This is a genomic window from Alteromonas sp. B31-7, assembly GCF_015767655.1.
Lineage (GTDB): Bacteria > Pseudomonadota > Gammaproteobacteria > Enterobacterales > Alteromonadaceae > Alteromonas > Alteromonas australica.
Genome location: NZ_CP065233.1, coordinates 3114813 through 3126953, shown reverse-complemented (window position 1 = coordinate 3126953; position 12141 = coordinate 3114813). Strand labels below are relative to the sequence as shown.

The 12141-nt window shown below is 45.9% G+C and carries 8 protein-coding genes and 1 pseudogene; 6 read left to right on the top strand and 3 right to left on the bottom strand.

What is annotated here, in order from left to right; translation table 11 throughout:
- The first annotated feature begins 16 nt into the window (after nucleotides 1–16).
- Together prfB and lysS are read left to right on the top strand one after the other, a co-directional pair.
- A protein-coding gene (gene prfB / locus IUA53_RS13520) for a peptide chain release factor 2 (RefSeq protein ID WP_141153572.1) occupies nucleotides 17–1115 on the top strand; the annotation gives its coding sequence in 2 pieces (ribosomal slippage) (nucleotides 17–91 and nucleotides 93–1115; 1098 coding nt in all).
- Between the two features lie 23 nt (nucleotides 1116–1138).
- Nucleotides 1139–2701: a lysine--tRNA ligase gene (gene lysS / locus IUA53_RS13515; RefSeq protein WP_044056484.1), complete on the top strand. Its 1563-nt coding sequence runs from the start codon at nucleotides 1139–1141 to the stop codon at nucleotides 2699–2701.
- A gap of 57 nt (nucleotides 2702–2758) precedes the next feature.
- On the opposite strand, the gene IUA53_RS13510 is transcribed toward lysS, so the two are convergent.
- From IUA53_RS13510 to IUA53_RS13500, 3 genes are read right to left on the bottom strand one after another with little or no spacing between them, the layout of a single operon-like run.
- On the bottom strand, nucleotides 2759–3682 hold the full coding sequence (locus IUA53_RS13510) for a ketopantoate reductase family protein (RefSeq protein ID WP_196897269.1): 924 nt from the start codon (nucleotides 3680–3682) through the stop codon (nucleotides 2759–2761).
- The gene (locus tag IUA53_RS13505; RefSeq protein WP_231401159.1) at nucleotides 3669–4451 is read right to left on the bottom strand and encodes a pseudouridine synthase; all 783 of its coding nucleotides are present in this window, start codon (nucleotides 4449–4451) and stop codon (nucleotides 3669–3671) included. Before IUA53_RS13505 ends, IUA53_RS13510 begins: the two co-directional genes overlap by 14 nt.
- Before the next feature lie 8 nt (nucleotides 4452–4459).
- Nucleotides 4460–5017, bottom strand: coding sequence for an Hpt domain-containing protein (locus IUA53_RS13500; protein ID WP_044056486.1), 558 nt, complete (start codon nucleotides 5015–5017; stop codon nucleotides 4460–4462).
- 196 nt (nucleotides 5018–5213) lie between these two features.
- Between IUA53_RS13500 and IUA53_RS13495 the strand changes: the two genes are divergently transcribed.
- The 4 genes and pseudogenes from IUA53_RS13495 to IUA53_RS13480 all read left to right on the top strand — a co-directional run bounded on the left by IUA53_RS13495 (nucleotide 5214) and on the right by IUA53_RS13480 (nucleotide 12135).
- Nucleotides 5214–8066: a M16 family metallopeptidase gene (locus tag IUA53_RS13495; protein WP_196899547.1), complete on the top strand. Its 2853-nt coding sequence runs from the start codon at nucleotides 5214–5216 to the stop codon at nucleotides 8064–8066.
- 91 nt (nucleotides 8067–8157) lie between these two features.
- The gene (gene gshA / locus IUA53_RS13490) at nucleotides 8158–9756 is read left to right on the top strand and encodes a glutamate--cysteine ligase (RefSeq protein WP_196897268.1); all 1599 of its coding nucleotides are present in this window, start codon (nucleotides 8158–8160) and stop codon (nucleotides 9754–9756) included.
- Between the two features lie 67 nt (nucleotides 9757–9823).
- Nucleotides 9824–10463: pseudogene (locus IUA53_RS13485) on the top strand (transglycosylase SLT domain-containing protein).
- 418 nt (nucleotides 10464–10881) lie between these two features.
- Nucleotides 10882–12135: an efflux RND transporter periplasmic adaptor subunit gene (locus IUA53_RS13480; RefSeq protein WP_196897267.1), complete on the top strand. Its 1254-nt coding sequence runs from the start codon at nucleotides 10882–10884 to the stop codon at nucleotides 12133–12135.
- Nucleotides 12136–12141 lie beyond the last annotated feature (6 nt).

Here is a 12141-nt window from a genome sequence, read left to right as displayed (position 1 = left end):
ACGAAATAAGCGGACTATGTTTGAAATAAACCCCGTTACGAATGCGATAAAAGATATCCGCGAGCGCACCGATGCGCTTAGGGGGTATCTTTGACTTTGATGCAAAGTCAGAGCGTTTAGAAGAAGTTAGCCGAGAATTAGAAAGCCCTGACGTTTGGAACGAGCCAGACAGAGCGCAGGCACTTGGCAAAGAGAAAGTAGCCCTAGAGCAAATCGTTGAAACGATCCATAAACTCGACCAAGGCACAGAAGACGTTGAAGGTCTTGTGGAGTTGGCGGTAGAGGCTGAAGACGAAGATACATTCGTTGAGGCCCAAAGTGAACTTGAAGGCTTAATTGAACAACTAGAGGTGCTTGAGTTTCGCCGTATGTTTTCTGGCCCGAATGATGAAAACGACTGCTATATTGATATTCAGTCGGGCTCTGGCGGTACAGAGGCGCAAGATTGGGCCAATATGCTGCTACGTATGTATTTGCGTTGGGGCGAAGCCCATGGCTTTAAAACTGAGCTGATTGAAGTATCAGACGGTGATGTGGCCGGTATAAAAAGTGCGACCCTGCGTATTCAGGGTGAGTACGCGTTTGGTTGGCTTCGTACAGAAACGGGCGTGCACCGTTTGGTTCGTAAGTCACCGTTTGACTCGGGTAACCGCCGTCATACGTCGTTCTCATCGGCGTTTGTATACCCAGAAATTGACGATGATATTGATATTGACATTAACCCGTCTGACTTACGTATAGATACCTATCGCGCATCGGGCGCAGGTGGACAGCACGTAAACAGAACCGACTCTGCGGTACGTATTACCCACGAGCCAACGGGCATTGTGGTGCAGTGTCAGAACGATCGCTCGCAGCACAAAAACAAAGATCAGGCGATGAAGCAGTTAAAAGCAAAACTTTATGAGTTTGAACTGCAAAAACAAAACGCTGAAAAACAAGCGATGGAAGACAGCAAGTCAGATATCGGCTGGGGAAGTCAGATACGTTCGTATGTATTGGATGACTCTCGCATTAAAGATTTGCGCACCGGCGTGGAAACGCGTAACACTCAAGCCGTGCTAGATGGCGACTTGGACAAATTTATTGAAGCTAGCCTAAAATCTGGGCTGTAAACCGAACAACGAAGTGAAAGGTTATGACTGACCAACAAACAGACGATAACAAATTGATTGCAGAGCGCCGTGCCAAATTGAGCGCTATTCGCGAGCAGTGCCGTGCCAACGGTTTCCCAAACAGCTTCCGTCGTGAAAACTATGCGGATGAGCTGCAAGCTAAGTTCGGTGAATTCGACAAAGAAACCTTGCAAGAGCAGGGCAACAAGGTAAGCATTGCTGGCCGTATTATGGCAAAGCGTGGTCCTTTCATGTTGCTTCAAGACATGACAGGCCGTATTCAAGCTTACGCTGATAAAGACACGCAAAAAGCACTTAAAGCAAAATATGGTGCGCTAGATATTGGTGACATCATTGGCGTAGCGGGCGACCTGCACAAGTCAGGTAAAGGCGACCTTTACGTAAACATGGAACAATACGAGCTGTTAACCAAAGCACTTCGCCCGTTGCCAGAAAAATTTCACGGTTTGAGCGACCAGGAAACTAAATATCGCCAGCGTTATGTTGACTTGATCACAAGTGAACAAACGCGCAAAACGTTCATGATCCGTAGCAAAATCGTAAACGGTATTCGCAATTACCTGACCGAACGTGACTACCTAGAAGTAGAAACGCCAATGCTACAGGTTATTCCAGGTGGCGCGACGGCGAAGCCGTTTGTCACTCACCACAATGCGCTAGATATCGACATGTACCTGCGTATTGCGCCAGAGCTTTACCTTAAGCGTTTGGTTGTTGGTGGCTTTGAGCGTGTGTTCGAAATTAACCGAAACTTCCGCAACGAAGGCTTATCAACCCGTCATAACCCTGAGTTTACTATGCTTGAATTCTACCAAGCGTATGCAGACTACAACGACCTGATGAACCTTACCGAAGATATGCTGCGCACGTTAGCGGAAGACATTCTTGGTACCAGCATTATCAAGAACACAACGAAAGACGCTGAAGGTAACGTAACGTCTGAAGTAGAGTATGACTTTGGTAAGCCGTTCGACCGTTTGAGCATGGGCGAGGCGATTCTTAAATACTGGCCTGAAGCTGACGAAGCGGCCATTCGCGATCCAGAGGCGAACCTAGATTCGCTTAAAGCGATGGCAAAGCAGCTTCATATTAAAGAGCCTGAAGTTGACGGTATTTGGGGCGCGGGTAAATACCTGTGTGAAATCTTCGAAGCAACAGCTGAAGAGAAGCTTGAACAACCTACGTTTATCACTGAATATCCGTGGGAAGTATCGCCGCTGGCACGTCGTAATGACAACAACCCGTTCATTACCGACCGTTTCGAGTTCTTCGTAGGCGGACGTGAATTAGCCAACGGCTTTAGTGAGCTTAACGACCCAGAAGACCAAGCTGAACGTTTTGCAAAGCAAGTTGAAGAAAAAGACGCGGGCGATGATGAAGCCATGCACTTTGACGATGACTATATTCGTGCACTTGAGTACGGCTTACCGCCAACAGCGGGTGAAGGCATTGGTATCGACCGTTTAGCTATGCTATTTACTGATAGCTCAACGATTAAAGACGTTATCTTGTTCCCACACATGAAGCCTCAAGCGCCGAAAGACGCGCAAGAAGCGGGCGAGTAAGAGGGTTAGTAAGCGTAGGCTTTGGCCATTATCGATAAACGTTTAGGCGCTAAGTCTTTAAAGATTTAACGCCTTAATACGCTCTACCATAAGGGTATTCACGGGAACGTGAATACCCTTTTTCTTTGCCATTTCCACAATATACCCATTAATGGCGTCTATTTCCGTTGGCCTACCGTGAAGCACGTCTTGATGCATACTTGAGTAGTTTTCACCGGTTGCTTTGGCAACGGCTAATACGTGTTCATGAACCTTGGTTTCATTAAAGACAAGCCCGCAGGCATTGGCGACGTCTACAAACTCTTTACAAAGCGCGCGGCGAACATCGCTAAATTGACTGTCCAATATGTGTTTATTCTGAATATGATTAAGTGCGGTGAGCGGGTTAATCACCATATTGACGGAGAGCTTTTGCCATAGGGCGTGCACAATATTGTCTGGCGTAGAAACAGGGGGGAATGCGTTGTGCAAAAGGTTTATTGCGTCGGAGAGTAGTGGGGAAAGACGGTTGCCTTTATTGGGCGCACCAATTTGCGTGCTACCTTGTCCAGAATAGGTAATAAAGGCTTTGCCCTTATCGTCTATTTGTTTGAATGCACCGTGGCTTGTGGTGGCCAATAACAGTGGATAATGCGGGCCTAATATCTGCTGGGCTATTTCCCAACCGCCCATGCCGTTGTGCAACAAAACGAGGGCAGGGGAATGAACCAAATAAGGCCGCCAATAGGACAATGCCGATTCCAGCTGATACACCTTCAAAGGAAGCACCAATACGTCGTTTTTTGCCAGCACATTGGCTTGTGCTGTTTGCATTGATAAAGGCACCTTGCTGTTATCTAGCCACCTAGCGTAATGAGGAATATTCGCCATGGTTCGTGGATATCGTTGGTAGGCAAGGTGTTGTCGCTGGGCACCTGCCGCTAGCAAACTGCCAATGGCGCCGGCGCCAACAATATGTAGGGTAGGGTTAATGCTCGTCATTGTTTTTGTTTAATGATGTAAACGCAGGCTTTTCACTGATGTGCTGGTATTTATCAGGCACCACTGGCCAAGGAAGTTGCTCTGGCTGACTCACCGAAGCTAGCCAAGTTTTTACCTGCTCGTCATCAAATTCGCTACCTTGGCAAAGCGGTGCCTCTACTCTGATTGTTTGTGTTTTTAATGGCAGCGTTAAAACCGCAGCGTGCAAATATAGACGGTCAGCGTGGCTATTTTGCCCTTTGTCGCCATACAGAGTATCACCAAGAATGGGAGCTCCTAAACTTTTTAACGCCACGCGTATTTGGTGAGTTTTTCCTGAATAGGGTTTCACAATAAAACCCCGTAAACCCGGTCTAGCAGACTGGCTAAAAAACTGAGTAATTGCAGGGTTATCGGTGGTTTTTAATAAAATGTGCTGCCCGTTACGGCGATTTTTCATATCGCCAATCACAGTACCTTGCTTCTTCTTGGGCTTGTTATTGCTTAACGCTAAGTAGTACTTACTTACTCTGCGTTCAGCAAAAAGCGCCCCAATTTCGGCGGCGGTAACGTCATTTTTGGCTAAGCATAAGCAGCCTGACGTCCCAGTATCTAGTCGGTGACACAGAAACAGCTTATCTAACGAGGTTTGCTCTCTAAGTAAGCTGACGATGCCCTTGGGCGGCTGGTCTGGGTGATGAGAGGGGAGAGCATCACTGTCGTGCATTGCCACGCCAGCAGGCTTGTTGACGATGAGGATATTTTCATCGTCAAACAATATTGGAATCATTGCAGGCTCTATTTTTCTAAATGTTCAATGGCTTCTTCGTAGTCTAGTTCGTCTACCGCATCTTCCACTGCTTGGCGCGTGTCTGCAGGTAGCGCTAAGGCATCCAACCACTCGTCTAGCTTCGATTGTGAGATGAACTCGCTGGCTCTAAGTGCAGCAATAAGCTGGGCTTTGGCTTGTGAGGCCACCGCGCTGTCTACTGCAGGCTTTTCTTCTTTCACCGCATCGGATGAAAGTGCTGCAATGGCGGCCAGTGTTTCGTTTAATAATGCAATAAACTCAGGGTAACCTGACGGCAAGGTTTTTTCATTCCTTACGCTGCTTTCCACGGCTTTGCTAGCATTGTGCAGTGCGAAAAGCCCCAGGTTGCCTGTTACACCCTTAAGGGTATGTACCAGCGAATACGCTTTATCAAACTCACTCGTTTTCATGAATGACTGTAAATCATCGTCTAAACCACGATATTCGTCTGAAAACTTATTTAGTAAGGTTAACAACAGTGTTTTATTACCACTAAGCTGAGACATTCCGAATTCAATATCTAAGACTGTTGCCGACTGATCCATGTGTGTTCCTTTAAACTGTGATGCGTTAAGTGTATTTCAGAAATGCACAAATTAATAGAATCATAGCAAGCCAATACAAGTAAAGCGCTAAAAAGTCTGGTAATCTTCGGTGAATTGTCGGGCTAAAACGACTAAAAAAGCGTGTGTCGAAGCGTCACACACTAGACGTACCATAGAAGGATGAAGCATGTCAGTAATGCGGGCTACACGTATTTTCACCGTGTTTATTGTTTTTTGTAGTTTGGCAGCTTGTCAAAACACAAGTGATAAAAAGGGCGACAAGGGCGAAAAAGACACCACGGCAGTGACTATCGCCTATGAAAAGTATCAATTAGATAATGGCCTTACGGTTATTTTACATGAAGACCATTCAGACCCCCTAGTGCATGTTGATGTGACTTATCATGTGGGGTCTGCCAGAGAAGAGGTGGGGAAATCTGGCTTTGCCCATTTCTTTGAGCACATGATGTTTCAAGGCTCTAAGCACGTCGCCGATGAACAGCACTTCAAAATAATCACTGATGCAGGTGGCAGCCTAAATGGTTCTACCAATACCGACCGTACGAATTATTACGAAACAGTACCGGCAAACCAACTTGAAAAAGTATTGTGGTTAGAGTCAGACCGCATGGGGTACTTGTTAGAAGCGGTAAATCAAACCAAGTTTGAGAACCAACGTGAGACCGTTAAAAACGAACGTGCGCAACGTGTCGACAACCAACCTTATGGACTAAGACACGAACTTAACGGTGAAGCTATGTACCCTGAAGGGCACCCCTATTCTTGGATGACCATCGGTTACGTAGAAGACCTAGACAGAGTGAATGTTAACGACCTAAAAGCATTCTTTAAGCGTTGGTATGGCCCAAATAACGCTGTGCTTACCATCGGTGGCGACATTGATGTGGCCAAAACAAAAGCGTGGATTGAAAAATATTTCGGTGAAATCCCCCGTGGACCAGCAGTAGAAGAACCTGAACCTCAGCCGGTGACGTTACCGGAAACGCGGTATATGACCCTAGAAGATAAAGTGCATCTTCCGTTACTGCAAATTACGTTTCCTACGGTATATGCTCGTCATCCAGACGAAGCTCCCCTTGATGTGCTAGCCGATATTCTCGGTGGTGGAAAAACCTCCTTGTTTTACAAAAACCTAGTGAAAGAAGGTTTAGCGGTGCAAGCGGTTGTTTCTCACCCTTGTCGAGAGCTGGCTTGTGAATTCCAGTTACTCGCACTCGCCAACCCAGCAAAAATATCTGCATTGAGCGACTTAAGAAAGGTCATTAACATCACCTTGGCTGAGTTTGAACAACGGGGTGTGAAAGCTGACGACCTTGCGCGTACAAAGGGCAGTATTGAAGCGTCAACAGTGTTTGGCTTACAAAGTGTCGCAGGCAAAGTTTCAACCCTTGCTTCAAACGAAACCTTTCACCAAAAAGCAGATTTGGTGTCTGAAGACATTGCAAGGTACAACGCAGTAACGGCCGACGATGTTATGCGTGTATACAAAAAATACATTAAAGACGCCAATAGCGTCGTATTAAGTGTGGTACCTCAAGGGCAGCCGCAGCTTGAAGCCGCGAAGCCCAATTTCCAGCGCCCGGTAAGAACACTTCCTGAGCCTAGGGAAACCACAGAAGATCAGCTTAGTAACCTGACAACCCCTGAATCAAGTTTCGACAGAACCATAGCACCTGAAGCGGGTGATGTTCCTGTGGTGAATGTACCCGACTATTGGCAATCAAAGCTAGGTAATGGCATGGACGTGTTAGGTGTCACTATGGATGAAACGCCCACGCTGACCATGACAATAAGCATGGATGGTGGGATGCTACTCGATCCGAAAGGCAAAGAGGGTGTTGCCTATTTAACGGCGCTTCTCATGAACGAAACCACACAAAACTCCAGCAACGAAGAGTTAGCAAATGCGTTGGCAAAACTTGGTAGCTCTATTCGTTTCAGTTCAGCCGGACGCTACTCGCAAGTGTACATTTCCTCGTTAACCAAAAACATTGAGCCAACGTTAAGCTTATTGAAAGAAAAGCTCTTTTCCCCAGCATTTTTGCCCGAGGATTTCGCACGCATGAAAGAGCGGGTGATTCAGGGTCTTCAGCAACAAGCTAAAACCCCATCAAGTTTGGCAAGACGGGCGCGGGATTTGGTGCTCTTTGGCGGCCACAACCGGGTAAGTTTACCTGATGAAGGCACCATTGCTTCTATCCAAAGCATTACATTAGATGATGTCAAAGACTTCTACGCTAAGTACTACTCTCCCAGTAAGGCCAGCGTGGTCGTGGTTGGCAATTTACCCCAACAACAGGTAATGAAAAACCTTGCATTTATTGGCCAATGGCAAGGGCCTGAATACAGTTTCGAAGACTACAAAGCGTTTCCAGAATACGATACGCGCAACATTTTCTTAGTCGACAGCCCCTCAGCGGTGCAATCCATTGTTTATGTGGTTCAACGGGCGCTCGCCTACGACGCCACGGGCGACTATTTTAAAGCCAGACTGATGAACTTCCCATTGGGAGGCGGGTTTAATAGCCGAATTAACCTTAATCTTCGAGAAGACAAGGGCATCACTTATGGGGCTAATAGTGCCTTTTTAGGTGGGAAAACCTTGGGGTGGTTTGAAGTGAGTGCGGATGTAACCGCAGATCAAACCCAAGTCGCCATTAACGAGATGTTTGCCGAAATAGAAAACTATATTGAGCAGGGGCCAACTGACGATGAGCTTAAATTTATGCGCAATGCGTTTACGCTAAGTGACGCGCTAGAGTTTGAGACCCCCACCAGTAAGGCAAGGTTTCTTCGCCAGCTACAAAATTATAACTTGTCTAAAGATTACCGAAAAGAACAAGTTCGCATTATTCAAAGCATAACCAAAGATGAGATTAAAGCATTGGCATCGCGCTACCTGATAGACGATAAAATGCAAATCATTGTAGTGGGAGATAAAGCATCGTTACTGCCCCAACTGCAATCACTTGGCATGCCGATAATTGAATTATCGGTAGAGGCGAACCACAAAGAAGCGCTAAACTAATACTTAATTCGCATTAGGTTAATCGCTTCCACTTGATTTTAATTTGCTGTTCCCCCATAACGGGGGAACAACTACGCTATGGACTTGAACATTGACAGTAAACTCATCTTGTTTCGACGAGCGCCTGAATGCGCTTAAATCACCTGAATTTTTATCTTCTCTCAAGCAAATAAAGCGAGGCGTTGAGCGTGAAGCGCTGCGAATAAAAAGCAATGGTGAGTTGTCACAAGCGCCACACCCAAAAGCGTTAGGTGCGGCACTAACTCACGAGTCGATTACCACAGATTTCTCAGAGTCGTTACTTGAGTTTATTACACCGCCAGAAAGCCGTGCTGAAGATACTATCGCCCAATTAAAAGACATTCACAGGTTTACTATCGATAATATTGATGGGGAGCAAATATGGCCCCTGAGTATGCCGTGTTTTATTGAAGATGAGTCGCAAATACCCATTGCCTATTTTGGTGAGTCAAACGTGGGTAAAATGAAGCGGGTGTACCGAGTAGGACTTAAGAACCGGTATGGCAGTATGATGCAAGCTATTGCTGGCGTACATTTTAATTTTTCATTTCCCGATTCATTTTGGGCATTATGGGCGCAACTTAATGGAAAAGATCATAGTCAGGAACAGACATCAGAAGACTATTTTTCGTTAATTAGAAACTATCGCCGTTTTTGCTGGCTTATTCCTTATCTATACGGTGCTTCACCCGCATTGTGTGGCTCATTTCTCGCGGGTAAAAGTCACGGGCTTCCGTTTAAAAAAGTGGGTCAAGGCACTTACTACATGCCCTATGCTACTTCATTGAGAATGAGCGATTTAGGGTACACCAGCGCCGAACAATCATCGCTAAAAATCTGTTATAACAAACTCGATAATTATGTTGCCTTACTTCGTGAAGCGATGGGGACACCTTCTTCTCGCTTTAGTCAGTTTGCTGCAGGAGAAGAGGGTAATTATCAGCAGTTAAGCCGCAATATATTGCAAATAGAGAACGAGCTTTATTCTCCTATTCGCCCTAAGCAACCCACTCAGTCTATGGAAAAGCCCACTGATGCATTAGTAAAGCGGGGCATCAATTATATTGAAGTGCGGGCGTTAGATGTTAATCCGTTTTCTGCTATTGGAATTAGTGAAAGTCAGTTTCATTTTCTTGATGTGTTTTTACTCAGCTGTCTTCTTATGCCAAGTGAAGCGCTTGATGAGTCCCAGCTGACTGAAGCAAAAGACAATATGAACAAAGTGGTATTGGAAGGGCGAAACCCAGAGTTAAAGCTGCTTCAAGGTGGGGAGGAGATAAGCTTACCCGCTTGGTGTGAAACCTTGTTCGCACAATTTAAGCAAGTAGCCGCTTTACTCGATACCGCTAATGAAACCGATAAATACATGGCAGCGGTAGACGAAGAATGGCAAAAAGTAATAGACCCAGCTAAAACGCCATCAGGCGTGCTATTGAATGCATTGCTTAAAGACGACAAAGATAATAGTGTATTCGGGTTAGAACTTGCAGAGCGTTACAAAGCGGAGATGGCGGGCTATGCTTATACCCATACCGACGCAAACGCTTTTCAAGCCGCTTCACAAGCTTCCCTTGATGCCCAAGCCGATGTTGAAGCTGCAGATAGCAAAGACTTCGATAGCTTTATTCGTGATTACTTTAACGAACCGCCAGCAAAAAAAAATGCCTGACAAGTGTCAGGCATTGAAAGGTTCCAGGGAAACACACATTTTACTAGAACATTAATTAAGACAAGTCATGCATCAAAAGTTCAAACCGTGGGTTCTTTTTTTAGCGACATTGGTCGTTGTTTTTCCGCTGCTCATCGCTGGGTGCGCCACCACGCCTCCTAAGGACATTAGTAACCTTTGCGAAATTTTTTACGAGAAAGACGATTGGTACGACGCTGCCGCTGACGCACGGGATAAATGGGGCGTTCCTATTCACATTCCAATGGCAATGATGTATCAGGAAAGTTCGTTTAGACATGATGCCTTGCCTCCCCGAGATTATGTATTTTTTGGCTTAATTCCGTGGGGCCGCGTGAGTTCTGCTTATGGTTACTCTCAAGCTAAAACACCAACATGGGCAGATTATATTCGCGAAACGGGAAATCGCGGTGCAGATAGAGACGACTTTGAAGATGCTATCGACTTTATGGGCTGGTTTATCTATAAGTCTCAAAAAGTTAATGGTGTGTCTAAATGGGACGCCTACGCGCAGTACCTGAATTACCATGAAGGCTGGGGGGGGATACAAACGCAGAAGTTATGACAGAAAGCCTTGGTTAAAAAAGGTGGCAGCGAAAGTAAAAGCACGTTCTTTGCGTTACGCAACCCAACTTAAAACCTGCGAAGAAGACTTGCAGAAAGGCTGGTTTATGAAACTGTTTACCTAGCCTTTACCCTGCGCGAATTAACTTTCTATACCGCTTAATCTCTCACACACCCCACTGCATGATCCCGCGGACACTGTTCTAAATCGGACAGTCAAAAGTGTCCGCTGCGGACACTTTTCTATTTCCTGCATTTAAAAAATCATTATTTATCATTGCTTTAAATTATGGCATGTAAATCGTATTAGTCGTTGTAAGAAAAATAAAACGGCTAATGAGCGTACGTGTTCTTGTGTAATTGGATTGCATTCACTCGCAACAAGGTAAGCAAGGGTCTATGTCTGTTAGCGAACCTATTCACTATTTAGAGGGCTAGACCATGATGATGATGCTTTTTCACTACATAAGTCTTCCAGTTTTGGTTTTGATTGTTGGCTTGGTTCTCGCCAATGTCGAAAAACAAGGGATATAGGGCAACGCGATGATTAAGGATACAAGTAGTCAAGATGTCGTGGTAAAGCAGCAGCGTCGCCGCACGCCTTGGATAGTTTTTAGCGTGTGTGTGATTGCCATTGTCTGCATGGGGTACGTGGCCGTTTCTGCGCCTCCTGCGGCTATTTCTGTAGCGAAAGCCTCATTAAAAGTACACACGGTGTCAAAGGGCGACTTGGTTCGAGATATTGTGACCACGGGTAAAATAATTGCCGCTAACGCGCCGCAGGTTTATAGCCCAGAGCAAGGCTATGTGTTACTCAAAGTGACCCCCGGGGATTTTATTGAAGTGGGAGACACTGTGGCCATTGTTGACTCCCCTGAATTGCAAAGCAACCTGAAACAGGAGCAACTGGTACTTGCAAGCTTACGCAGCGATCTCGCCAGACAGCAATTGGATGTTAGGCGTCAAACGTTACTACTTAACAAGCAGGCAGATTTGGCAAAAGTTGAACTTGATGCAGCAATGCGTGAAGACAAACGGGCGTCCTTATCCATTCAAAACCACCTTATTAGCCAAATTGATTTTGAAGAGGCCCAAGATAATTTAGCGCGAGCGAAAGTGACCCACAAGCATGCGCTTGCCGAAATTGAATTGGCAACCGATACCCTGGCTTTTGAGCTTAAAACCACCGAAGAGAAAGTGGCTAGGCAGGAGCTCGTGGTAGTAGAACTAGCCCGTCAATTGGCCAATTTGCAGATAAAGGCCACTGTGTCTGGCGTGGTGGGGAATGTGCGTATTCAACCCAATGCCCTGGTTGCCAAAAACGAATTACTCATGACACTAGTGGACCTTTCCGCCTATGAAGCACAGCTTAATGTGGCCGAAAGCTACGCCGGTGATCTTGGTATTGGCATGGACGTTGAGCTCACCATGGGAGGGCAAACGGTACTTGGTACTCTGGTTTCTATTTCCCCAGAGGTGGTAGAACGACAAGTCACAGCAAGGGTTCGCTTTCCTGAGAACAGTGTGCAATCTATTCGCCAAAATCAGCAGGTATCTGCTCGCATTCTGCTGGAAAACAAAACAGATGTATTAAAGGTGGCGCGAGGTAGCTTCTTGCAGGCAGGGGGACATACGGCCTATTTAGTGAATGGCGATGTAGCTGAACGTGTGGCTATTCAAATAGGGGCAACCAGTATGCGCGAAATAGAGATTTTAGGTGGCCTGAATGAAGGCGACGAAATAGTTATTTCTAATTATGAAAAATTCAACCAAGCGCCTTCGGTGCTGTTACGCTAAAACAAG